Below are 22,328 nucleotides of genomic sequence, written 5' to 3' on the forward strand. Positions count from 1 at the left end.
TCTTGCTGCAGTTCCGGTTGCTCGGCCCGGTAGAGGCCGTCGTCGGAGACAGATCGGTTCCGCTCGGCGGCCTCAAACCGCAGGTGCTGCTGGCCGCACTCGTGCTGGAACGCGGGCGGGTGGTGTCGGCGCACCGCCTCGTCGAGCTGGTGTGGGGCGACGACCCGCCGTCCAGTGCCCGCGCGCTCATCCAGACCTACGTCTCGAAGCTGCGCCGGGCGCTGGCCGACCACGGTGCCCCCGACGTGATCCAGTCGCGGTCGCAGGGCTACCTGGTTCGCCTCGACGACGCCACGGTGGACGCCGACGAGCTCGCGCTCCTGCTCGCGAAGGCAAGGCAGGAAAGCAAAGCGCACGGCTACGCACCGGCCGCGCGGCTGCTCGCGGAGGCGGTCGGACTGTCCCGCGGGCCTGCTTTGTCCGGTCTGCGCGACACGCTCCTGCGCGGCGAGGCACGGCGGCTCGACGAGCTGCTCGTGTCCGTCCAGGAGGAACTGTTCGCCGCCGAGCTGAGCCTCGGCAGGCTCGACCACCTCGCCGAGCTCACCGGCGCGGTGACGCGGCACCCGGCGAACGAGCGGCTGCGCGGGCAGCTGATGGTCACGCTCTACCGGCTGGGGCGGCAGTCCGACGCGCTCGCCTGCTACCGGGAGGGACGCGAGGCGCTGGTCGACGAGCTCGGCGTGGAACCCGGCTCCGAGCTCGGCGCCATCCACGCCGCCATCCTGCGCGGCACGCTGGACCTGGTCCCGTCGGACGTGGCGCCGGTCGGTCAGCCGGCCTCGGCGACGTCGCCCGCGCAGCTGCCGGCGACCCCCGCCGACTTCACCGGCCGGGTGCGGGAGCTGGCGGAGCTGGCCGAAGGGCTCTCCGGCGAGACGCCCGCCGTGCGGATCGTGGCCGGGCCGGGCGGGTGCGGGAAGTCCGCGCTGACCGTCCGCGCCGCGCACGAGGCGTCGGCGTCGTTCCCCGACGGCCAGCTGTACGCCGAGCTGCGCGGCACGAGCGACGTGCCGGCGACGCCCGGCGAGATCCTGGGCAGGTTCCTCAGCGCGCTCGGGATGGAGGCGGGCCAGCTGCCCGAGTCCACGCAGGAACGCCAGGAGCTCTACCGGACCCTGTTGTCCGGCCGCCGGATTCTCGTCGTCCTCGACGACGCCGGGTCGGAGGAACAGGTGCGGCCGCTGCTGCCGGGTGCCGCCGGCTGCGCCGTCCTGATCTCCTCGCGCGACCGGCTCGCCGGACTGGCCGGGGTGCTGTTCACCGAGCTGGACCTCGTGACGCCGGAGGAGGCGTACGACCTGCTGGCGCGGATCGTCGGCGACGCACGCCTGGCGGTCGACGAGAGCGCGGCGCACCGCATCGTCGACGCCTGCGGCCGGCTGCCCCTCGCGTTGCGGATCGCCGGTGCGCGGCTGGCGTCGCGGCGGCAGCTGCCGGTGCAGGTCCTCGCGGACCGGCTCACCGACGAACGCCGGCGCCTCAACGAACTGTCGGCCGGCGACCTGGCCGTGCGCAGCAGCATCGCGCTGAGCTACCGGGCGCTCGACGAGCGGGCGCGCACGGCGCTGGGCCGGATGGGACACCTCGGCCTGCCCGACTTCTCCACCTGGGTGGTCAGCTGGCTGCTCGAGACCTCGGAGGCGGACGCGGAGAAGGTGCTGGAGGTGCTCGTCGACGCGCAGCTGGCGACGTTGTCCGGCGCCGACGCGGCGGGGGTCCTGCGCTACCGGCTGCACGACCTGGTCCGGCTCTACGCCCGCGAGCGCGCGGAGGCCGACGAACCCGCCGAGCTCACCGCGTCGACCGCCCGTGCCCTGGACGGCTGGATCGCCCTGCTCGGGCGCACCGCGGTGAACAGCCCGCCGGCGGAGGCCACCTGGCGTCCCGCCGCCGGGCACCACGACCCGGACGGCCTGGACGGGATGGTCGCGCGCCTGCCCGACGACCTCAGCTCCTGGTTGCAGGGCGAGGAACCCGCACTGGCGGTGGCGGTCGAACGGGCCGCCGCGATCGGTCTGCACCGGCACGTCTGCGACTTCGTCTCTGCGCACACCGCGGTCGAGCAGGTGACCAACAGGTACGAGCTCCGCGACCGGATCATCGGCGTCGCGATGACCTCCGCGCAGCACCTCGGCGATCCCGGCGTCGAGGCGGACGTGCTGACCGAGCTCGCCCGGCTGCGCTTCGCCCAGGACCGGTTCTCCGAGGCCCGCAGGCTCTTCGGCGAGGCGTTGAGCCGCTGCCGGAACCTGCACGACGTGCGCGGGCAGGCCGCCGCGCTCGCCGGCATGGGGATCGCCTGCCGGGAACCGGGACACCTCACCGAGGCCGTGCACTTCCTGAGCCAGGCCGCCACCCTGTCCCAGGCGCTCGACGACCAGGTCGGCATCGGCCACGTCCTGCGGATCAGGGGGTCGGTCCGGCTCGAGCTCGGCGACTACGACGCGGCGCGCACGGACCTGGACGAGTCGCTGGCCGCGTACCAGCTGGCCGGCAGCCGGCGCGGTGTCGCGTTGTCGTTGCGCACCAAGGGTCTCTACCACCGGGCGCGCGGCGCGTACGAGGAGTGCATGGCCGCCTGCGCCGACGCGGCCGCGATCTTCGCCGAGCTCGGCGACGACCTGATGCACTCCTACGCCGTGCGGGCGCACGCCAAGGCGCAGATGAGGTCGGGCAAGAGCGCGGAGGCGTTGCCACGACTGGAAGAGGCGCTGGCCACCTCGCGCGCCAACGACGACCGCTGGGGCCAGGCCATCACCCTGCGCGTCCTCGGCCAGCTGCACCTCGCGGAGGCGCGGCTGGACCTCGCGCGGGACTACCTCGACGCCGCCATGTCCATCTGGGAGGCCATGGAGACACCGCTCTGGCAGGCGCGCACCGAGTACGACCTCGGATTGTTGCACCGGGAACGCGGTGACGCGGAGGCGGCGGCCACGGCGTTCGCGCGTGCCAGGGACGTGTTCCGCGCTCGCGGCGCACGGGAGTACAAGGAGCACTTCGAGACGGGCGACAATCTTCTGATGACGTGAATGTGCAATTGGGGGGAACTGGCTGTTGCCACGGAATTGCTGTTGCAGCGTCGACGCAAACCTGTTTCCGTGCATATAGTGCCGCCGTGCTTTCCGTTCTGGGCAATCCCGTCTACCGAAAACTGTTCGGCGCGCAGGTCGTCGCGCTGACCGGGACGGGACTGGCCACGGTCGCGCTCGGGTTGCTGGCCCACGACATCGCCGGTCCGGGGTCCGGAGCCGTCCTCGGCACCGCCCTGGCGATCAAGATGGTCGCCTACGTCGGCGTGGCCCCGGTCGCGACGGCCCTGCTCGGAGCGCTGCCCCGACGGGTCGTGCTGATCGCGCTCGACCTGGTGCGGGTCGCGGTGGCGGCGGTGCTGCCGTGGGTGGACGAGGTGTGGCAGGTCTACGTCCTGATCTTCGTGCTGCAGGCGGCGTCGGCGGCGTTCACGCCGTTGTTCCAGGCGACGATCCCCGACGTGCTGCCCGACGAACGCGAGTACACGCGTGCCGTCACGTTGTCCCGCACCGCCTACGACCTGGAGGGGTTGCTCAGCCCGGCGCTGGCCGCCGCGGCACTCGCCCTGGTGAGCTTCCACGAGCTGTTCCTCGGCACCGCGCTCGGGTTTGCCGCGTCCGCCCTGCTCGTGCTCTCCACCGTCGTGCCCAAGCCGAAGTCGTTGCCGCGCAGGCGTTGTGACGCCCACGGAATCCGCATCTACCTCGCCACTCCACGGCTGCGCGGCCTGCTCGCCGTGCACCTCGCCGCGGCGGCAGCGGGGTCGATGGTCTTCGTGAACACCGTCGCGGCCGTGCGGGACGGGCTGGGTCGTGACGCGTCCGACGTGGCCGTCGCCCTGGCGGTGAACGGCGCCGGTTCGCTCGCGGCCGCACTGGTGCTGCCGAGTCTGCTGGACCGCTTCACGGACCGCGTGGTCGTGTCGCGGGCCGCGGTCACGCTCGTCGCGGTGCTGCTCGTGGGTGCGTTCGCCTGGAGCTGGCAGGTCCTGCTGGTGCTGTGGGCGTTGATCGGGGCGGGCTGCTCACTCGCGCTCACGCCCGGCGCCCGGTTGCTGCGCCGCTCGGCGGGTCCGGCGGACCGGCCGGCGTTGTTCGCCGCGGACTTCGCGCTGTCGCACGCCTGCTGGCTGGCCTGCTACCCGCTGGCCGGGTGGGTGGCGACGGCCGCCGGGATGACCACCGCGTTCCTCGTGCTGGGCGCGGTCGCGGCGGTGGGAGCCGTGATCGCCGTGCGCCTCTGGCCCGCGCACGACCCCGCGGTCGTCGAGCACGACCACCGCGACCTCGACCCGCACCACGAGCACCTGCACGACGCGGTGCCGGTCGGAGGCGGGTGGACGCACGCGCACGAGTTCCGGATCGACGACCACCACACCCGCTGGCCCTAAGCGGGCTGGAACACCTCGACCAGGTTGCCCGCCGGGTCCTCGACCAGCACCTGCCGGCCACCGGGCCCGCTCACCAGGTCGCTGACGAACGGCACCCCGGCGGCGCGCAGGCGGGTGATCTCGGCGTCGAGGTCGTCGACGACGAGGTGGATCCGGTTGCGGCCGGCGGCGAGCGAGCCGGCCGGGGTGGCGCGGGCACCGGAGCTCGCCGGGCCCGACAGCAGCAGCCGCAGCGGTCCGCGCACGACGTCGGCGAACGCGGGCGCGGCGTCGGTGCGGACCGCGAACCCGAAGTGGGCGGTGTAGAAGCCGATGGCGGCCCGGACGTCGTCGACCAGGTAGCGCACGCTCGCGAGTTCCTCGGTCATCGGTCATCCCTTCCGGCCCGCGGCGAGCACGGGCAGCAGGTGGCGGACGCGGGTGTCGATCTCGCCGGCGGCGCGGACGAAGTCCCGGTGGCCGACGGGCTCGGGAACGCTCCAGTGGACCCGCTCGCCGCCGAAGTCGGGGCAGACCTCGCGCACCTTGTCGCACAGGGTGACCACGAGGTCGAACCGGTCCCGCGGGAACGGGCGCGGCCGGTGTCCCGCCGCGTCGAGCCCGAACTCCTCGCGCAGCACCCGGACGGCGAGCGGGTGCACCTGCGGCTTCGGGTCGCTGCCCGCGCTCGTGACGGCCACGCCGTGCCGGCGCAGCAGTGCTTCGGCGATCGGCGACCGCGCGCTGTTGCCGGTGCACGAGACCAGCACGCGGACGTCGTCCGGCGGAGCCGTGAGCGGGTGCGGGACCAGCCGCAACGCCGGGTGCACCGCGGCCCCGGTGCTGGTCAACGCCGTGGCGCAGCGGTCGAGGTCGAGGTGGTAGTAGGTGTCGCGGCCGTCGAACGAGCTGCGCCGCGACCGCACCAGGCCACCGTCGCGCAGCAGCCGCAGGTGGTACGAGACGAGGTTCTGCGGCTCGCCCACGCGCTCGGTCAGCTCGCGCACGCGGAGGTCGCTGCCGGCCAGGGCGGTCAGCAGCTGCCAGCGCAGCGGATGGGCGACCATCCGCAGGAACTCCGGGGCGGCCACACCCGGGACTGTACATCAAACCCGTTTGATGTACACCCCTCGGAACTGAAGAGTTGAATGCGACTGAACAGTTGAACAATGCGCGCGAGTGACGATTCGGAATACCTTTTCGGCACCCTGCCCGTGAAGGAGCTCCAATGCGCGGAAAAGTCATCACCCTGGCGTGCGGATCGGTTCTGGCGATCAGCGCGCTCACCCCGATCACGCCCGTTGCGGCCGCCCAGCCGGTCTCGCTCGCCGCCCAGCAGAGCGAGGCGCACCAGCGGTTCGACGCCCTCCCGCCAGACCTGCGCGGCCAGCTCGCCGGGCACTGGTTCGACGCCGGGAAGGGCAAGCTCACCGTCGCCGTGCAGACCGAGGAGGCCGCCGCGCGTGCTCGTGCTGCGGGGGTCGAAGCCGTCCGTGTCCAGCGTGGTGCGGCCGACCTCGACCGGCTTCTCGGTCAGGTCAGGGCGTTGGTCGGCGACGGCGTCCCCGGCGTGTTCAGCTGGGGCGTCGACGTGCGGGACAACCAGGTCGACGTCACGGTCAACACCTCACGCAGGACGCGGGACACCGACCGGTTCCTGGAGGAGGTCCGCGCGTTCGGCGACGGCGTGCACGTCGTCGAGACCCGGTCGCAGCAACGCCAGCAGGCCGGCACCGTCCAGGCCGGCAGCCCGTGGTGGCCGGGGTCGGAGTCGAACTGCTCGGTCGGTTTCGGCGCCACGGACACCAACGGCGGCAAGCACTTCCTCACCGCCGGGCACTGCACGAACGACGCCAACCAGGCCGCGTACGGGCAGAGCGGTCAGCAGAACCGCATCGGCACCTCCAACGTCGGCGGCACCCGCAGCGTCAACGCGCGCGAGGGCGACATGGGCGTCGTCGCCGTGACGGAGGCCGGGTGGGCCCTCTCGCCCGCGGTGAACACGTGGGGCCAGCCCGCCGTCACGGTGACCGGCTCGGCCGAGGCGATGGTCGGCGACCGCGTCTGCCACTCCGGAAACACCTCCAAGTGGCAGTGCGGCGAGGTCAAGTACACGCACAAGGCCGTCGACTACGGCGGCGGGCTGGTGATCGAGGACCTCACCTGGACCACCGCGTGCTCGCTCGGCGGCGACTCCGGCGGCGGGTGGCTGCTCGGCGACAAGGCGGTCGGCCTGCACGACGGCGGCCCGTCCCAGTGCGTGCAAAACCCGACGGACGACGGCGACCTCTCGATCTTCCAGCCCGTCGGCGAGGCCCTGCGCAAGTGGGGACTCACGCTCGTCACGGGCGGATCGAGCGACACCACCGCGCCCACCGCGCCGGCCAACCCGCGGGCGACGGGCACGACGGCGAGCAGCGTCTCGCTCGCGTGGGACGCCTCGACCGACAACGTCGGCGTGACGGCGTACGACGTCTACAACGGCGGCACGATCGCCACGACGGTCACCGGCACGACCGCGACCGTCGGCAACCTCAAGGCGGACAACGACTACACCTTCACGATCAAGGCGAAAGACGCCGCGGGCAACACATCTGCGGCGAGCGCGGCCGTCACCGCACGCACCCGGCCGGGCAGCGGTGACGCGGAGCCGCCCACCACACCAGGAAACCTGCGTGCGACGGGCACGACGGCGAGCAGCGTCTCGCTGGCGTGGGACGCCTCGACCGACAACGTCGGCGTGACCGGCTACGAGGTCCTCAACGGCACCTCCACGGCCACGAGGGTCACCGGCACCACCGCGACGGTGACCGGCCTGACCGCCGACACCGCCTACTCGTTCGCCGTGCGCGCCGTCGACGCGGCGGGCAACCAGTCGAAGCAGACGGCGGCGATCACCGTGCGCACGTCCGGGAACACCGGCGGCCGCACGTTCACCAACGACACGGACTACCCGATCCGCGACTACCAGGTCGCGGTCAGCGCGGTGCGCTCCACCGCCGCGGGCGCCGCCGGCAACCCGATCACCGTCGAGGTCGACGTCACCCACACCTGCCTGGAGGACCTGAACGTCACGTTGGTGGCGCCCAGTGGGCGCACCTACCCGCTGCTGCGCACGCCGGGCGGCAACTACACCTGCCACCCGTTCCCGGCGGGCAGGACGTTCTCGGTCGTTCCCGTGGCCGGCGAGCAGGCGACCGGCACGTGGACGGTGCGCATCGGCGACAACGGTCCCGGCGACACCGGTGTCCTGAGTGGATGGTCGGTGACGGTGTAGGTCACCAGGTCCACTCGAAGCCGTAGCACCCCGGCCCGAACCGGAGGGCGACTCCGAGCACGGAGTCGCCCTCGTCGAGCCGCACCCCGGACGTGCGCCTGCCGCCGGCGTCCTGGACGACCCGCGTGCAGGTGCGGGGGAGCGAGTCGAAGCACACCTCCAGCACGTACTCGTGCACCGGGCGCCGGAACTTGCGCGAGTAGTTGGTGGCGAGCGGGTACGGCGCGTGGTTCACGAGCTCGTGCTCGGTCAGCACGGTCTGCCCCCGGCGCAACGGGGTGCGGAACAGCAGCTCCGCCACCAACAGGCCGTCGGCGGGCCGGGTCACCACGCGGCCGAGCCGGCAGTGGCGCAGCGGCCTGATCGACGGCAGCGGCCGGTCGTGCTCGTCGAGGTGCAGGATCACGACCCAGCGGTCCGGCCCGTCCTCCTCCGCCCGCAGCACCTGCCGCGACAGGAACGACCGCTCGCCCCGCTCCGGCCCGACCACCACCCGGTCGTGCTGGCTGACGCGCGTCAGCCGGGCGTCCCACCGGGTGTCGACGCCCTCGACCACGTCGTCGATCACCGCGGGCTCCGGCCAGAACGCGCTGATGCCACCGGCTTGCGCGCGCGGCCGCAGCACGGGCCCGAGCAACCCGGTCAGCGCGCCGGGGGAGAGCGCCAGCACGTCCTCCAGGTGTCCCACGGCAACCAGCGACGACCGGCGTTCCGGCCGGCTGCGACCGGTCTGCCAGTAGCTCAGCGTCGCGAGGCTCACCGAGACGCCGCGCCGCGCGAGGTGGTCGCGGATCCGGTCCAGCGACAGGCCCCGCGCCGCGACGGCCGCCCGCAACGTCTCGGCGAAGCCGGGCACTTCCGGCGAAATCGACATGACGCCTCCTCCCAGCCGAGTGCTCCGACGCTAGCCGCCGACCGCCGTCATCGTTGTCGTGACTTAAAAGTGAACGTCCGGAACGGCTTCCATCCGAATGACCGGATGTCGATCGCGCCCGCCGCGGCTACCGTCGCGTCACCCTGCGATCTCTGCGATCCCTGCGAAGGAGCCCGATCGTGCGAAGAAGAAGATCCCTGCTCTCCACGGCGCTGGTGACGACGGTCGTGGCCGCGATGGCCGTCCCCGCGTCGGCCGCCGCGCCACTGGCCGGGTGCTCCGGCACCAACGACGGCGACTACACGATCAGCGACAACGCCACCGTCGAGTCGCCGATCACGATCTCCGACTGCTCGTCGGCGCCGTCGGCCACCGCCACGGTGCCGGTGAAGATCGTGCACACCTACATCGGCGACCTCCAGGTCAGCCTGGTCGCCCCGGACGGCTCCGCCTACGTCCTGCACAACCGCTCCGGCGGCTCCTCGGACAACATCGACCAGACCTACACCGTCGACCTGTCCGGCGAGACCTCGAACGGCACGTGGAAGCTGCGGGTCAACGACAACGCGGCCAACGACACCGGCCGGATCGACTCCTGGACGCTCAACCTCGGCGGGAACAACCCGGCCGACGACTTCTCCGTCGCCGCGTCGCCGACGTCGGGCTCCGTCGTGGCGGGCTCGGCCGCGTCCACGACGGTGCAGACCCAGACCACGACCGGTCAGGCGCAGACCGTGCAGCTGTCGGCGACCGGACTGCCCTCCGGCGCCACGGCCTCGTTCAGCCCGTCGTCCGTCACCACGGGGTCGAGCTCGACGCTCACGATCAGCACCGCGACGTCGATCTCCTCGGGCACCTACCCGATCACCGTGCGGGCCGCGGGCACCGCGACGAGGACCGCCACCTACACGCTGACCGTCACCGGCGGCACCGGACCGCAGATCCCCGACATCGACGTGGCGGCGGTCAAGCAGCACCTCGCTCAGTTCGGCACGATCGCCTCGCAGAACGGCGGCAACCGGCGCTCCACGACGGCGGGCTACCGCGCGTCCGTGGCGTACGTGAAGGACAAGCTCTCCGCGGCCGGGTTCACGGTCACCGAGCAGGCCTGCACCTCCGGCTGCACGAGCGGCGCCGGCCCGAACGTGATCGCGGAGTGGCCGGGTGGTGACTCGAACAACGTCTACATGTTCGGCGCCCACCTCGACGGCGTGTCCGCCGGCCCCGGCATCAACGACAACGGCTCCGGCTCGGCGTCGCTGCTGGAGACCGCGCTCGTGCTGGCGCGCACCAACCCGTCGATGCTGAACAAGGTCCGCTTCGGCTGGTGGACCGACGAGGAGCAGGGCCTCAACGGCTCGCGCTTCTACGTCTCGCAGCTCTCGTCCACCGAGCGCGCGAAGATCAAGACCTACCACAACTTCGACATGGTCGGGTCGGTCAACGGCGGCTACTTCATCAACAACATCAGCAGCTCCCAGTCCGTGCACATGAAGGCGTACTGGGACTCGCTCGGCCTGCAGCCGGAGGAGAACACCGAGGGCCGCAACCGGTCCGACGACGCCTCGTTCACCAACGCGGGCATCCCGGCGTCCGGCTACGCGATGGGCGCCAGCGCCCGCAAGACCGCGGCGCAGGCGTCGAAGTGGGGCGGCACGTCCGGTGGCGCGTTCGACCCCTGCTACCACTCGTCGTGCGACACCACGGCCAACATCAGCGACACCCACCTCAACCGCGCGGTGGACGGCATCGCCTACACCCTGTGGAAGTCGGCGGTCGGCAGCGGCACGCCTGGCGCGGACTTCTCCGTGTCGGTGTCGCCGGCGTCCGGTTCGGTGGCGGCGGGCTCGTCGCTGACGGCCTCGGTCGCCACCCAGACGGTGAGCGGCAGCGCGCAGACCGTGCAGCTGTCGGCGTCCGGACTGCCTTCCGGCGCAACGGCTTCGTTCAGCCCGTCCTCGGTCACCACCGGGTCGGGCTCGACGCTGACGATCAGCACCACGGCGTCCGTCGCGGCGGGCACCTACCCGGTCACGATCACCGCGGCCGGGTCGTCGACCCGCACCGCGAGCTACTCGCTGACCGTCACGGGCACCGGGGGCGGCAGCTGCTCCGGCACCAACCCGAACGACGTCTCGATCCCGGACGCGGGCAGCGCCGTCGACAGCGACGTCGTGATCTCCGGCTGTGCCGCGACGCCGTCCGCCTCCTCGGTGGTGACGGTGCGGATCGTCCACCCGTACATCGGTGACCTGACGGTGGCGCTGATCGCACCGGACGGCTCGTCGTACACCCTGCACAACCGCAGCGGCGGCAGCGCGGACAACATCGACCGCACCTACACGGCCGACGTGTCGAGCGAGACCGCCAACGGCACGTGGAAGCTCCGGGTCCGCGACCTGGCCGCGTCCGACGTGGGCACGATCGACACGTGGGGCGTGAACCTGGCGCCGTAGCGACCCACGGCGAGTGGCCTCTTGGATTACGGCCTCAATGGGCCTTCTGGGAGGCCACTCGCCCGGTCACGATCTCCCCGTGACCACCACCGTGCAGGAACTGACCGGCGACGACACCGCACTGGCCTTCGACGCGCTCCGCGAGCTGCGGCCGCACCTGACCTCCGTCGAGGAGTTCGTCGAGCTCGTGCGGGCCCAGCGGCGGGAGGGATACCGGATCGTCGCGTCGTTCGACTCGGCAGGCCGTGTTGCCGCGGTGGCAGGGTTCCGGCACATCACGAACCTCTACGCCGGGCCGCACCTCTACGTCGACGACCTGAGCACCCTCCCGCCGGCCCGCGGGCAGGGCCACGCGAGCGCGTTGCTGCGCTGGGTCGACGAGGAGGCCCGCCGCCTCGGCTGCGCGGGCGTCCACCTCGACTCCGGGACGCAGCGGCACGACGCCCACCGGCTCTACCTGAGCTCCGGGTACGTCATCCCCGCCTTCCACTTCTCGAAGAGCGTCTGACTCAGGCGAGCCCGATCTCGACGACGAGCTCACCGGTGGGAGTCTTCGAACCGCCCTTCGGTTCCACCGTGAGCGCGACCTTCTGCGCCCCCGGCACCCCGTTGGCCACCAGCGGCGCCGTGGGGGAGGAGAGCACACCGGCCGAGTGCGGGCCCTCGCCGTTGACCATCCACAGCTGCAGGACCCGGTCGCCGGCGGGAACCGGCAGGTCCTTGCCGAGGAACAGCATCTCGTTGCGGCTGGGCGACATCACGGCCGTGCCGGTCGCCCCGTTCGCCCCGGTGGCGCTGAAGATCTTCGCGTCCGGTGTCGACAGCAGGTCAGAGAACCGCCCGTACTGGCTGGAGAGCTGCGCGAGCTGGTCCTGCTGGTCGGACTGCACGACCTGCACCGCCACGAAGGCGACAGCGACCAGGCAGGCCGCGGCCAGGAGTGCGCCGGCCCTGCCGAACCCGCGAGCGCGGGGAACCCTGGCCGTGCGCGGGGAGAGCTGCCGCGTCTCGGCCGCGGCGGCCAGCACCCGTGCCTTCAGGTGGGCCGGCGGCGCGAACTCGACGGCCGCGCCCAGCCGTGCCGCGGTGGCGCTGAGCTCGGCGACCTCGGCCGCGCAGCTCTCGCACCGGGCGAGGTGCGTCTCGAACGCCGACCGCTCGGCGTCGGACAACGCGTTCACGGCGTAGGCGCCGGTGAGCGTGTGCAGATCAGCGGATGTGCTCCTCATCCGGTCACCCCCATGCAGTCCCTGAGCCTGATCAGTCCGTCCCGCATCCGGGTCTTGACGGTGCCGAGCGGAAGGTTCAGCAAGCTCGCGACCTCGGGATACGAGTAGCCCTGGTAGTAGGCGAGCAGCACCGACTCGCGCTGCAGCCCGGTGAGGAACCCGAGGCACCGCCGCACCTGGCGCTGCTCCAGCCGTCCGGAGACCTGCTCGCTCACCTCGTCGAAGGGCCGGGTGGGGTCGAGCCGGGCCACGTGCTCCTCGCGGTTGCTCGCGGCCTGGGCCGACCGGACCCGGTCGACCGCGCGCCGGTGCGTCAGCGTGAGGATCCAGGTGGTCGCCTTGCCCTTGCCGGGGTCGAACCTGGTCGCCGTCCGCCACACCTCGAGCATCACCTCCTGGAACACCTCCTCGGACTGCGCCTGGTCCCGGACCACCCGCCTGATCAGCCCGAACACCGAGCCGGACACGACGTCGTAGAGCCGCTCGAACGCGGACTCGTCGCCGCGCGCCACGAGGGCCAGCAGCTCGTCGGCTGTCGGCTCTGGCCGTCCGACGTCGGGCGGAATGCTCTGCAACGCCCGCTCGCGCTTCGGCATCTGGCTCCCTCTCCTCACCTTCGACATGAGGTGTTCGGAGCAGCGGCCGGTTTGGATCGGTGCTGAATGGGGATGGATGAGGAGAGAGGTGAGCCTGGCCGCGTCACGTGACCGGGTTCACCGGCGCCACACGGTTCCCCGTCGTTCGTACTCCAGCATCGTCTCGACCTGGTGCGCGGTCTGCACACCGACGAACCGTTCGACGAGCCAGAGCGCGACGTCGAGACCGGACGTGATGCCGCCACCGGTGATCAGGTCGCCGTCGTCGACGACCCGCGCGTCGACCACGGACGCACCGCGCGCGGCGAGGTCGGGCTTGGCCCTGGTGTGGGTGGTGGCGTTGCGGCCGCGGGTGATCCCGGCGGCGGCGAGCACCATCGTGCCGGTGCAGATGCCCACCGGCAGCACGTCGGCACCGGCGAGGCGGCCCAGGAACGCCGTGTCCGCCATGAGCCTGCGCACGCCGGGGCTGTCCGGGTCGGTGTAGCGGCCGCCGCCGGGCACCACGAGGACGTCGGCTTCGGCGGGCGACCACCCGTGCTCGACGACGACCTTCGTGCCGTGCAGACAGGTCACCGGACCCGGCCTGCCGGTGGTCACCTGAGTGGTGCGGACCGCACCGCCGGAGAAAGCCGCCGCCAGGCCCAGCACCTCCACCGGTGCCACGAAGTCCTGTTCCTCCACACCGTCGAACATCAGCACCTGCACCCGCACCGGGCTCGCCGCCGAAGCCGTGGCGCCCGCCGCGCCGGCGACGCCGAGGGACAGTGCTGATGCCCGCAGGAAAGTTCGTCGTTCCACGTCGGCCTCCCGAGTCGTCGTTCGTCGACAGGTCGGGCGGGGGAGCCGTGCGGTTCCCGGGTGCGGCACGCCCTGTCCGATTGCGAGGTCCGTGCCTAGCGTCGGGACCATGAACGACGAACAGGTGATCGCGGACCGGCACGAGCGGTGGGTGTTCGGCTGGGACCGCCGCGAGGGCGACGAGCCGTTCGACTTCCGGCGGGTCTTCGGCGGGTTCTACGACTTCGACGGTCCGGTCCGCCTCTACGACGACTTCGACCCCGAGCAGCGGGTGGCGACGACCGCCGCCGGGTACGGCGCCATCTGGGAGCCGCTCTTCACCACGATGGTCTCGGCGCACCACGCCGTCGACGACGGACCGCACGTGCTCGCCGACGGCGACCTGGCGGCGTCGACGCTGCGGTTCCTGGCGCGGATCGTGACCCCGGCCGGGGTCACGGACATCCGCACCACGACCTCACTGGTGTGGCGCCGGACATCGGACGGGTGGCGGATCGTCCGGGAGCACAACTCGACGAAGGTGCTGCCGGCGGGGGAGCTGGACGGCCGGTTCCCGGGCTAAGCCCTGTCCTGGCTCGGGTTCGCCGTCCAGCTCGCCAGGATGTCCATGGCCTGCCTCGACGACGAGCCGGCGGCGGTCGTGTAGACGTACAGCATCGTGTCCGGGTCGCCGGGCAGCACGAACGACTCGTAGTCCACCGTCAGGTCGCCGACCAGCGGGTGCCGCAGCCGTTTCGAGCCGTAGGTGCGCTGGTGGACGCGGTGCTGCTCCCACCACCCGTCGAACTCGGGGCTGCGGTCGCGGAGCTCGTCGACCAGTGCGGTCGTGGCGGCGTCGGACGGGTCGCGGCCGACCTCGAACCGCAGGCTCTCCACGGCGGCGCGGGCCTGGTCGTGCCAGTCGACGAACAACGACCGCGCGTCCTCGTCGAGGAAGATCCACCGGGCATAGTTGCGCTCCTTGGGCGGGATCTCGTCGAAGTCCGCGAACAGCGCCTTGGCCATCGGGTTCGCCGCGAGCACGTCGGTGCGGCGCCCGAGGACCAGGGCCGGCTCGCCGTCCAGCGCGTCGATGAACTGGTACAGGCCGGGACGGACCCGTTGCACGGCACGCGACCGGTGGGGTGCCGGGTTCGACGGCAGGCCGATCAGGTCCCGCAGGTGGGTGCGCCCGGCCTCGTCGAGCTCCAGGGCACGGCCGATGGCTTCCACGACCGCCGCCGACGGGTTGATGCGCCTGCCCTGTTCCAGCCGCGCGTAGTAGTCCGTCGACACGCCCGCGAGCAGCGCGACCTCCTCGCGCCGCAAGCCCTTCACCCGGCGGACCCGGCCGTCGGAGGGCAGCCCGGCGCGGGACGGGTCGACCTGACCGCGGGCGCGGCGCAGGAAGTCGGCGAGTTCGCGGTTGAGACCGGGCATGTCCTCCATTGTCGTGCAGCTGTGGCGTTCCCGAGTGGACCTCCGAGTCCTGGGTTCGCGCGTCCGAGGTCGCACAGGGCCCGACATACGGCCCACGAGGACCGTTTTCCGGACCAGGCTTCATGCCATGACCTTCCCTGTTGACCGTCCCGCCACCTGGTTCGTCACCGGCACCTCCCGGGGCCTCGGCCTCGAGCTCGTCCGGCAGCTGCTCGACCGCGGTGACCACGTCGCCGCGACGACCCGCTCGACCGACCGCCTCCTGACCGCCCTCGGCACGGACACGTCCCGCCTGCTGCCGCTGACCGTCGACCTCCGCGACGAGACCGCTGTCGCCCAAGCGGTCCGGCAGACCACCGACCGGTTCGGCGGCCTCGACGTCGTCGTCAACAACGCCGGCTACGGCTTCCTCGCCGCTGTCGAGGAGACCACCGACCGCGACGTCTGCGACATGCTCGACGTCCAGGTCGTGGGCGTGTGGAACGTCCTGCGCGCCACCCTGCCGATCCTGCGCGAGCAACGGAGCGGGCACGTCGTGAACGTGTCGTCGGTGCTCGGCCTGACCTCGGTCCCCGGCTGGGGCCTCTACTGCGCGGGCAAGTACGCGCTGGAGGGCCTGACCGAGGCGCTCGCCGGCGAGGTCGCCGAGTTCGGCGTGCACGTGACCCTCGTCGAGCCCGGCTACTTCCGCACCGACTTCCTGACCACCGGCTCGCTCGCGTTGCCGGACACCACCACCGACGCCTACCCGGCGATCCGCTCGATGGTCGAGAACCACCTGGAGCTGCAGGGCAGCCAGCTCGGCGACCCGGTCAGGGGAGCCCGGCTGATGATCGACCGGGTCGTGGCGGGCGACGGGTCGCTGCGCCAGATCCTCGGCTCGGACTCGCACGCCTACGCCACGGCCAAGGTGCAGGCGCTGCAGGCGACCCTCGACGCAGCGGCGGGAACGGCGTCCGCCAGCGACTTCCCGGCCTGATCCCGCCACGATCGACTGCTTCCGCCTGAGCGCGCCGCCAGGGTGTGCCACACCTGGGCAGCGCGCGGCCTGGCACCCGTCGTCGCGGGCTCGCAGGATCGGTTCCATGACCGAACAGACGACAGGCGAGAACGTCGACGTGGTGGGCATGTGGGTCACCGCGGACGGCCACATCCGGCAGGAGCTGCGCGCCGACGGCCGGTACGACGAGGCGCGGGGGACGCGCGCCAGTGCCTACACCGGCAGCTACACGGTGACCGGCGCGCACCTCGACTACGTCGACGACACCGGGTTCACCGCCACCGGCGACATCCGCGACGGCGTGCTCTACCACGAGCACTTGGTGCTCTACCGGGAGAACACCGGATCCTGAGATCACCGCCTCCTGAGTCCCCCGGTGTGACCCAGGACTCCTCGACGCCTCTTGTGGCGGACCCCCTTCGGCGAGATCATTGGCACTGCCAAGTAATCGTCCGGAGGGGGAGATCGCGTGAGCATCAGAGCAAGAGCCGGGGTGGCGCCGTGACCGCCACCGCGCTCGCCGTCGTGTTCCTCTGGCTCGGGATGGTGCTGGCCATCTCGTTCCTGGAAGCGCCGCTGCGGTTCCGGGCTCCGGACGTCACGGTGCGCATCGGGATCGGCATCGGACGGCTGGTCTTCCGCGCGTTGAACACCGTGGAATCCGTTCTGGCGCTCGCTCTGGTCGTGGTGTTCGCGGTGGCGGCGATCAGGCCGGCGGTGGTGAGCACTATCGGAGTCGCCGTGCTGGTGCTGGCCGCGCAGCTCGTTCTGGTGCGGCCGCGATTGACCCGCCGGACGAACAGAATAATCGGCGGCGAGCAGTTGCCGCGGTCCAGAGCGCATTATCTTTACGTTCTGCTCGAAATCGTCAAAGTGGCGGCTCTGCTCACCGGCGGAGTGCTGCTCATCTCGGCCGCGTAGGATCTGCCGGTGTCACGCCGCCGGGCGTCGAACGGGAAGGCCGAGACATGACCGACGTGCCGGGTTTTCCGCCGAACACCCAGTTGCTGGCCGCCCTCACCCGGCTCGGTCAGGCCACCCGGATGGAGGCGGTGCGCAACGCAGGGCCGCACAACCTCAGCCCGTTGCAGGCGGACATCATCAGCCTCTTCCGGCGGGACGCGACCGCGCTCCGGCAGAGCGACATCGTCACGGCGCTGGCCTCGACGGCGCCGACGATCTCCGACGCGGTGCGGGTCCTGCGGAAGAAAGGCCTGCTCGACGCCACCGCCGACCTGTCCGACGCCCGCGCCCGGCTGGTGCGGCTGACGCCGGCGGGGCACGCGGAGGCCACTCGGCTGAACGTCTACTCCGAGAGCCTGGTCGAGGCCGTCGACACGTTGCCGGAAGAGGAGCTCGCCGCGATCCTGCGCGTCGGCACGAAGCTGATGCGCGAGCTCGAGAACCGCAACCTGATCCCGACCTCGCGCATGTGCCCGACGTGCCGCTTCTTCGTGCCGAACGCGCATCCGTCGGATGACGCGCGGCCGTACCACTGCAATTTCGTGGACGCGGCTTTCGGTGACGCCGAAATTCGGGTGACCTGTCCCGACCACGAAGTGCGCGGCTGAGTCATTCCCGTTTCCCGCTGAAGTAGCACGTGCTCTGGAACACATTGCGGGGACGACTCCGCGCTTTATAGTTGGCACTGCCAAGTAAGAATTCGGGAAAAACATCCGAGACGGATGCAATGCAGAAAGGAGGAGCAGTGGACGGGAAATCGACCGAAGGTGCCTTACGGCCCGACGTCGTCATCGCCTCCAGCTTCACGAACGCACCGCTGATGGCTCTTCTCGAACGGTTGAACCAGGACCTCGGTTTCGCGAACGCGATCACGGCGGCGCCTCACGGCCAGGTCGGGGAGCAGCTGCTGGACCCCGGCAGCGCCTTCGCCCGCAACACGACCGGCCTGAACGTGGTGCTGGTCCGGCACGGCGAGTGGGCCGCGGCCGGACTGGCCCCGCTGGCGGCCGGCTTCGCCGCACGCCAGTCGAACCACCTCGTGGTCTGCCTGCTGCCGGAGCCGTCCGGCGACGACCGGGAGGTCACCCCTTCCGGAGTGGAAGGGCTCGCGGTGGTGTGCGCGGCGGACTGGTTCCACGCCCACGGCGTCACGGACGTGTTCGACGCCCACGCGGCCGCCCTCGCCGACGTGCCGTTCACCGACGAGGCCTTCGCTGCTGTCGCATTGGGACTGTCGCGGGTGGCGGCCTCGCTGCACGCCAAGCCGCGCAAGGTGATCGCCGTCGACTGCGACTACACGCTCTGGGGCGGCGCCTGCGGTGACCTCGACCCCGCCGAGCTGCTGATCGACGACCGGTACCGGCGGGTCCAGCAGTTCCTGAAGGAACGCCACGACGCCGGGTTCATGCTGGTGATCTGCAGCCGCAACGACCCGGCGAGCGTCGACCGGGTGTTCGCCGAGCGGGCGGGCGACCTCGTGCTGACGCCGGAGCACTTCGTCGGCCGCCGGGTCAACTGGGCCCCCAAGTGGCAGAACCTCCACTCGCTGGCCGCCGAGCTGAACGTGGGCGTGGACAGCTTCGTCCTCGTCGACGACGACGCGCTGACGTGCGCGCAGACGGCCGAGGCACTGCCGTCCACCGGAGTGGTCCACCTGCCCGACGACGCGGACGCGCTGGCCGTCCTGCGCCGGAGCACGGACTTCGACAGGTTCTTCACGACCGAGGCGGACCGGCTGCGCAACCAGAGCTACCGCGGCGAGGCGTTGCGGGCCGAACACGTGGCCGCCGTCAGCAGTCCCGGCGAGCTCAACGCGAAGCTGGAGACCGTCGTCGAGGTCGTGCCGGCGGACCGGGCGCACTGGCGGCGCATCGAACAGCTCGCCGCCCGCACCAACCAGTTCACCAGCGCCACGATGACGCCCGCCCAGGTGGCGGCGGCGCTGCGCGAGGGCGCGCCGGGATGGGTCGTGTCGCTGCGCGACCGGTTCGGTGACTACGGAGTCGTCGGTGCCGTGGTGGCGGCGGAGACCGACGGCGACTGGCACGTGGACGCGCTGATGATGAGCTGCCGGGCGCTCAACCGCGGAGTGGCGGAGTCGTTGCTGGACACCGCGGTGCGGGCGGGGGCGGACGCCGGCTTCTCCCGCACGAACGTCCGCGTGCGCCCGACGGGCCGCAACGACCTCGCGATCGACTTCCTCACCCGGCGGGCCGCCGACGTCCGCGAACAGGCGGACAGCCAGCTCCTGATGGTCATCGACCCGCACGACACCGCCGACCGGGAAGAGGCGTCCTGATGATCGACACGGATCCTGCCGCACTGGTCGCGGCGGTGCGACGGCAACGCCTGGACCTCGCCGGCCTCGCGACCCGCGTGCGCGGCTTCCTCAAGCTGGGCAAGGGAGTCGAGCACGTCGAGGTGCAGGTCGAGTCCTCCGGCCGGCTGCGCGCGGTCGTGTGGGTCGCCCCGACCCGCAGCGGTCTGGGCACCTTCGCGCTGCCGGACGGCACGGTCGTCACCGACCTGAACCACTACGAGACCGCCTACCTCCACCAGGAGATCGTGGTCGACGGCGTGTACCGGCCGGACGGGCTCGACCTGCCGCCGGACGCCGTCGTGCTCGACATCGGCGCGAACATCGGCCTGTTCTCCCTGTCCGTGGCGCGTTCGCTGCCGCGGTGCCGGGTGGTCGCCTTCGAACCCGCACCGGACGCCTACGCCGCGCTGGCCGCCAACGTCGAGGACCTCCCGGTGACGTGCCTGCCCTGGGCCATCGGGGGAGAGAGCGGCCGCACCACCATGACCGTCTACCCGGCGGCGTCGGTGTTCTCCAGCCTGAACGCCGATCCCGACGCCGACCGGTCGGCGATGAGCGCGGCGATCGCGGTCGCCGCCGACGACGACAGCACGGGCATCGCCGACCAGGTCGCGGCCGACCGGGTCGACGGCGCGATCGAGGTGCCCGTCGAGGTCCGGCGGCTGTCCGACGTGCTCGACGAGCTCGGGCTGGACCACGTCGACCTGGTCAAGCTGGACGCCGAGGGCGCCGAACTGGGCATCCTCGGCACGCTGCGCCCCGAGGACTGGGCGAAGATCGCCGCCCTCGTCCTGGAGGTGCACACCACGAGCGACCGGCACGCGCTCTTCGAACTGCTGGAGAACGCCGGGTTCACCTGCCGCGTGACCTACGTGCCGGCCTTGGAGGGCACCGGGTTCGTCAACCTGCACGCCTTCCGGCCCACCACGTCCCGCCCGGCGACGGTCGCGTTCGCACTGCCGCCGTCGATCCCGCCGCTCACGGCACGGGAGCGGCTGCGTCAGGCGCTCGACTGCTTCCTCGGCGCCAACGACGTCGCGCTGGAGGTCCGCACCGGACCGGCACCGGCGACACCGGACGCGACCGAGGCGGCCGACCCGGCATCGGTACCGGGGCTCGTCGCCGCGTGGCAGCACGCCGTGGGCACCGAACCCGGTGGCACCGCTGACTTCTTCGAGCTCGGCGGCACCTCGATGGCCGCCGTCCGGATGCTGTCGCAGCTGCGCCGCGAGCACGGCTACGAGCTCAGGCTCGACGAGTTCCTCGAGTCACCCACGGCCGCGACGCTGGCCGCCCTCTGCACCCGAACCATCTGATCTCACAAGGAGAAACCGTCATGGAGTTCATCAGTTCGACCGACCTGCAGGAGATTCCCCCGCTGCCGGAGCAGTACCACGAGCACTTCACCGGCACCACGGACCTGCGGGAGCTGGGCGTCGGCGCCCCGGAGGGCGAGGCGAGCGTGCTGCTCGTGCGGTTCGAGCCCGGCGCCCGCAACGCCTGGCACCGGCACACCGGCGGGCAGCTGATCTACGTCACCGAGGGCGAGGGCTACGTGCAGTCGCGGGGCCAGGACCCCGTCGTCGTGCGGGCGGGCGACGCGGTCGCGTGCCCTCCCGACGAGGAGCACTGGCACGGCGCGACGCCGGGCGGTCCCGGCATGACCCACCTCGCCGTCACCTACGGCAAGATCGTGTGGCTGGAGCCGCACGAGCAGGCGTAGACCGCCCGCAGACCGTCACCTGAGCCGCTCGCACGATCATCCTCCGGAGCAAGGAGAAACAGTCATGGACACCCGTGCGGCCTTCATCGGCCTGGGCACGATGGGAAGGCCGATGGCGAGCAGGCTGCTCGCCGCGGGCTGGGACCTCTCGGTCTTCGACGCCGATCCCGCGGCGATGCGGCCGCTCGTGGAGGCCGGGGCACGAGGCGCGGCCTCGCCGGCGGACGCGGTCGCGGACGCGTCGTTCATCGTCACGATGCTGCCCAACAGCCAGCACGTGCTGGACGCCACCACGGGCCAGGACGGCGCGCTGACCGCCGCCGCGCCGGGCAGCGTGCTGATCGACATGAGCACCATCAACCCGATGACGAGCCGCAACGTCGCGACGTTCGCCGGAACCAGGGGAGTGGCGGCGCTCGACGCCCCGGTCAGCGGGTCCAGCGCCGGGGCCGCCGACGGGTCGCTCACCATCATGGTCGGGGGCGACGCCGACGTGCTCGACCGGAGCAGGCACCTGCTGTCCGTGCTGGGTGCCAGGATCGTCCACTGCGGACGGTCGGGCATGGGTTCCGCGGTCAAGCTCGCCAACCAGGTCATGGCGGCGACCTCGATGGTGGCGGTGGCGGAGAGCTTCCGGCTCGCCCAGGCCCTCGGCGTCGACCCGCGGCTGCTCTACGACGTCAGCACGTCCAGCTCCGGCGACAGCTGGTCGTTGCGCACCCGCCCGCCGGTCCCCGGGGTGCTGGACTCGAGCCCCGCGAACCACGGCTTCCGGCCGGGGTTCAAGGCGGACCTCATGCGCAAGGACCTCGACCTGGCGCTGAGCGCGGCCGCGAGCGCGGGTCTCGACCTGCCGCTGGCCGCCGCCGTGCACGACCTCTACGCCGACCTGGGCAAGGCGGGCTTCGGTGACCGGGACTTCTCCGCGGTCATCGAAGTGCTGCCCCGCTGACCTGCCGACCACTCTTGACACAGGAACTTCGCGCGCGAATAGTTAATGCGCGAACTAAATTGAGGAGACCACGATGGAGCTCGTTCCCGGCAACACCCTGATCACCGCCACGCCTGACGAGGGCCGTGCCCTCGCCATCAAGCTCGCGAGGCTGACCGTGAAGACGACCCAGCCGGACGCGGAGATCCGCCAGCGGCTGCGCCAGGCCTATGCGGAGGACCACCACAGCCTGATCGCCATCGCCCAGGTCGTGGCGACCGAGTACTCGACCATCGCCGCGGCGAACAACCACTGGCGCTGACGGGGGAGCGGGCGG

22 protein-coding genes are annotated in these 22,328 nt (G+C 71.8%); 15 read left to right on the forward strand and 7 right to left on the reverse strand.

All coding sequences use genetic code 11. The annotated features are described in order from the left end of the window. The first annotated feature begins 2 nt into the window (after window positions 1-2). A complete protein-coding gene (locus ACFWV3_RS00265; protein WP_382406503.1) occupies window positions 3-3,032 on the forward strand; it encodes a BTAD domain-containing putative transcriptional regulator in 3,030 nt (1,009 codons plus the stop codon). Between the two features lie 86 nt (window positions 3,033-3,118). Then, window positions 3,119-4,423, forward strand: coding sequence for an MFS transporter (locus ACFWV3_RS00270; RefSeq protein ID WP_382406505.1), 1,305 nt, complete (start codon window positions 3,119-3,121; stop codon window positions 4,421-4,423). On the opposite strand, the gene ACFWV3_RS00275 is transcribed toward ACFWV3_RS00270, so the two are convergent. After that, window positions 4,420-4,791: a VOC family protein gene (locus ACFWV3_RS00275; protein WP_382406507.1), complete on the reverse strand. Its 372-nt coding sequence runs from the start codon at window positions 4,789-4,791 to the stop codon at window positions 4,420-4,422. The two genes, ACFWV3_RS00270 and ACFWV3_RS00275, sit on opposite strands and share 4 nt — an antisense overlap. A gap of 3 nt (window positions 4,792-4,794) precedes the next feature. Beyond that, on the reverse strand, window positions 4,795-5,469 hold the full coding sequence (locus tag ACFWV3_RS00280; protein ID WP_382408114.1) for an ArsR family transcriptional regulator: 675 nt from the start codon (window positions 5,467-5,469) through the stop codon (window positions 4,795-4,797). Window positions 5,470-5,630: 161 nt separating this feature from the next. Between ACFWV3_RS00280 and ACFWV3_RS00285 the strand changes: the two genes are divergently transcribed. Then, a complete protein-coding gene (locus ACFWV3_RS00285) occupies window positions 5,631-7,679 on the forward strand; it encodes a fibronectin type III domain-containing protein (RefSeq protein ID WP_382406509.1) in 2,049 nt (682 codons plus the stop codon). 1 nt (window position 7,680) lies between these two features. Here the strand turns inward: ACFWV3_RS00285 and ACFWV3_RS00290 are convergent, their stop codons facing one another. Beyond that, window positions 7,681-8,553, reverse strand: a complete 873-nt coding sequence (locus ACFWV3_RS00290) for an XRE family transcriptional regulator (RefSeq protein WP_382406511.1) — start codon at window positions 8,551-8,553, stop codon at window positions 7,681-7,683. 179 nt (window positions 8,554-8,732) lie between these two features. On the opposite strand from ACFWV3_RS00290, the gene ACFWV3_RS00295 reads away from it, so the two are divergent. Both ACFWV3_RS00295 and ACFWV3_RS00300 read left to right on the forward strand, forming a co-directional pair. Next, the gene (locus ACFWV3_RS00295) at window positions 8,733-11,009 is read left to right on the forward strand and encodes a proprotein convertase P-domain-containing protein (protein WP_382406513.1); all 2,277 of its coding nucleotides are present in this window, start codon (window positions 8,733-8,735) and stop codon (window positions 11,007-11,009) included. 79 nt (window positions 11,010-11,088) lie between these two features. Beyond that, on the forward strand, window positions 11,089-11,517 hold the full coding sequence (locus ACFWV3_RS00300; RefSeq protein WP_382406515.1) for a GNAT family N-acetyltransferase: 429 nt from the start codon (window positions 11,089-11,091) through the stop codon (window positions 11,515-11,517). Window position 11,518: 1 nt separating this feature from the next. On the opposite strand, the gene ACFWV3_RS00305 is transcribed toward ACFWV3_RS00300, so the two are convergent. The 3 genes from ACFWV3_RS00305 to ACFWV3_RS00315 all read right to left on the reverse strand — a co-directional run bounded on the left by ACFWV3_RS00305 (window position 11,519) and on the right by ACFWV3_RS00315 (window position 13,635). Then, the gene (locus ACFWV3_RS00305) at window positions 11,519-12,238 is read right to left on the reverse strand and encodes an anti-sigma factor domain-containing protein (RefSeq protein ID WP_382406517.1); all 720 of its coding nucleotides are present in this window, start codon (window positions 12,236-12,238) and stop codon (window positions 11,519-11,521) included. After that, window positions 12,235-12,834, reverse strand: a complete 600-nt coding sequence (locus ACFWV3_RS00310) for a sigma-70 family RNA polymerase sigma factor (protein WP_382406519.1) — start codon at window positions 12,832-12,834, stop codon at window positions 12,235-12,237. The genes ACFWV3_RS00305 and ACFWV3_RS00310 overlap by 4 nt, the downstream gene beginning before the upstream one ends. 117 nt (window positions 12,835-12,951) lie before the next feature. Next, a complete protein-coding gene (locus ACFWV3_RS00315; RefSeq protein ID WP_382406521.1) occupies window positions 12,952-13,635 on the reverse strand; it encodes a DJ-1/PfpI family protein in 684 nt (227 codons plus the stop codon). A 109-nt stretch (window positions 13,636-13,744) separates the two neighbouring features. Between ACFWV3_RS00315 and ACFWV3_RS00320 the strand changes: the two genes are divergently transcribed. Beyond that, a complete protein-coding gene (locus ACFWV3_RS00320; RefSeq protein ID WP_382406523.1) occupies window positions 13,745-14,197 on the forward strand; it encodes a YybH family protein in 453 nt (150 codons plus the stop codon). On the opposite strand, the gene ACFWV3_RS00325 is transcribed toward ACFWV3_RS00320, so the two are convergent. After that, a complete protein-coding gene (locus ACFWV3_RS00325; protein WP_382406525.1) occupies window positions 14,194-15,054 on the reverse strand; it encodes a helix-turn-helix domain-containing protein in 861 nt (286 codons plus the stop codon). The genes ACFWV3_RS00320 and ACFWV3_RS00325 overlap by 4 nt on opposite strands. A 127-nt stretch (window positions 15,055-15,181) precedes the next feature. On the opposite strand from ACFWV3_RS00325, the gene ACFWV3_RS00330 reads away from it, so the two are divergent. From ACFWV3_RS00330 to ACFWV3_RS00370, 9 genes are all read left to right on the forward strand, one after another. Next, window positions 15,182-16,033 carry an SDR family oxidoreductase gene (locus ACFWV3_RS00330; RefSeq protein WP_382406527.1) on the forward strand — a complete coding sequence of 284 codons (852 nt, stop codon included), beginning with the start codon at window positions 15,182-15,184 and terminating at the stop codon, window positions 16,031-16,033. 106 nt (window positions 16,034-16,139) lie between these two features. Then, complete coding sequence (locus tag ACFWV3_RS00335) at window positions 16,140-16,406, forward strand: Atu4866 domain-containing protein (RefSeq protein ID WP_382406529.1); 267 nt, start codon at window positions 16,140-16,142, stop codon at window positions 16,404-16,406. Between the two features lie 191 nt (window positions 16,407-16,597). After that, on the forward strand, window positions 16,598-16,975 hold the full coding sequence (locus tag ACFWV3_RS00340; RefSeq protein WP_382408116.1) for a hypothetical protein: 378 nt from the start codon (window positions 16,598-16,600) through the stop codon (window positions 16,973-16,975). Between the two features lie 47 nt (window positions 16,976-17,022). Next, complete coding sequence (locus tag ACFWV3_RS00345; protein WP_382406531.1) at window positions 17,023-17,625, forward strand: MarR family winged helix-turn-helix transcriptional regulator; 603 nt, start codon at window positions 17,023-17,025, stop codon at window positions 17,623-17,625. A gap of 137 nt (window positions 17,626-17,762) precedes the next feature. Continuing rightward, window positions 17,763-19,316, forward strand: a complete 1,554-nt coding sequence (locus ACFWV3_RS00350; RefSeq protein WP_382406533.1) for an HAD-IIIC family phosphatase — start codon at window positions 17,763-17,765, stop codon at window positions 19,314-19,316. Next, window positions 19,316-20,653 carry an FkbM family methyltransferase gene (locus ACFWV3_RS00355; protein WP_382406535.1) on the forward strand — a complete coding sequence of 446 codons (1,338 nt, stop codon included), beginning with the start codon at window positions 19,316-19,318 and terminating at the stop codon, window positions 20,651-20,653. The genes ACFWV3_RS00350 and ACFWV3_RS00355 overlap by 1 nt, the downstream gene beginning before the upstream one ends. Window positions 20,654-20,673: 20 nt before the next feature. Beyond that, a complete protein-coding gene (locus ACFWV3_RS00360) occupies window positions 20,674-21,060 on the forward strand; it encodes a cupin domain-containing protein (RefSeq protein ID WP_382406537.1) in 387 nt (128 codons plus the stop codon). Window positions 21,061-21,124: 64 nt separating this feature from the next. Then, window positions 21,125-22,012, forward strand: coding sequence for a 3-hydroxyisobutyrate dehydrogenase (mmsB, locus tag ACFWV3_RS00365; protein WP_382406539.1), 888 nt, complete (start codon window positions 21,125-21,127; stop codon window positions 22,010-22,012). A gap of 73 nt (window positions 22,013-22,085) precedes the next feature. Further along, complete coding sequence (locus ACFWV3_RS00370; RefSeq protein ID WP_382406541.1) at window positions 22,086-22,313, forward strand: hexameric tyrosine-coordinated heme protein; 228 nt, start codon at window positions 22,086-22,088, stop codon at window positions 22,311-22,313. Window positions 22,314-22,328: the final 15 nt, after the last annotated feature.

This window comes from Lentzea sp. NPDC059081, from assembly GCF_042738015.1.
GTDB lineage: Bacteria > Actinomycetota > Actinomycetes > Mycobacteriales > Pseudonocardiaceae > Lentzea.

Coding starts and splice junctions, on each gene's coding strand:
- ACFWV3_RS00280 (WP_382408114.1), bottom strand. CDS start 5,469: ATGGTCGCCCATCCGCTGCGCTGGCAGCTGCTGACCGCCCTGGCCGGC.
- ACFWV3_RS00330 (WP_382406527.1), top strand. CDS start 15,182: ATGACCTTCCCTGTTGACCGTCCCGCCACCTGGTTCGTCACCGGCACC.
- ACFWV3_RS00275 (WP_382406507.1), bottom strand. CDS start 4,791: ATGACCGAGGAACTCGCGAGCGTGCGCTACCTGGTCGACGACGTCCGG.
- ACFWV3_RS00320 (WP_382406523.1), top strand. CDS start 13,745: ATGAACGACGAACAGGTGATCGCGGACCGGCACGAGCGGTGGGTGTTC.
- ACFWV3_RS00305 (WP_382406517.1), bottom strand. CDS start 12,238: ATGAGGAGCACATCCGCTGATCTGCACACGCTCACCGGCGCCTACGCC.
- ACFWV3_RS00360 (WP_382406537.1), top strand. CDS start 20,674: ATGGAGTTCATCAGTTCGACCGACCTGCAGGAGATTCCCCCGCTGCCG.
- ACFWV3_RS00340 (WP_382408116.1), top strand. CDS start 16,598: ATGGTGCTGGCCATCTCGTTCCTGGAAGCGCCGCTGCGGTTCCGGGCT.
- ACFWV3_RS00310 (WP_382406519.1), bottom strand. CDS start 12,834: ATGCCGAAGCGCGAGCGGGCGTTGCAGAGCATTCCGCCCGACGTCGGA.
- ACFWV3_RS00285 (WP_382406509.1), top strand. CDS start 5,631: ATGCGCGGAAAAGTCATCACCCTGGCGTGCGGATCGGTTCTGGCGATC.
- ACFWV3_RS00325 (WP_382406525.1), bottom strand. CDS start 15,054: ATGCCCGGTCTCAACCGCGAACTCGCCGACTTCCTGCGCCGCGCCCGC.
- ACFWV3_RS00370 (WP_382406541.1), top strand. CDS start 22,086: ATGGAGCTCGTTCCCGGCAACACCCTGATCACCGCCACGCCTGACGAG.
- ACFWV3_RS00345 (WP_382406531.1), top strand. CDS start 17,023: ATGACCGACGTGCCGGGTTTTCCGCCGAACACCCAGTTGCTGGCCGCC.
- mmsB (WP_382406539.1), top strand. CDS start 21,125: ATGGACACCCGTGCGGCCTTCATCGGCCTGGGCACGATGGGAAGGCCG.
- ACFWV3_RS00335 (WP_382406529.1), top strand. CDS start 16,140: ATGACCGAACAGACGACAGGCGAGAACGTCGACGTGGTGGGCATGTGG.
- ACFWV3_RS00355 (WP_382406535.1), top strand. CDS start 19,316: ATGATCGACACGGATCCTGCCGCACTGGTCGCGGCGGTGCGACGGCAA.
- ACFWV3_RS00290 (WP_382406511.1), bottom strand. CDS start 8,553: ATGTCGATTTCGCCGGAAGTGCCCGGCTTCGCCGAGACGTTGCGGGCG.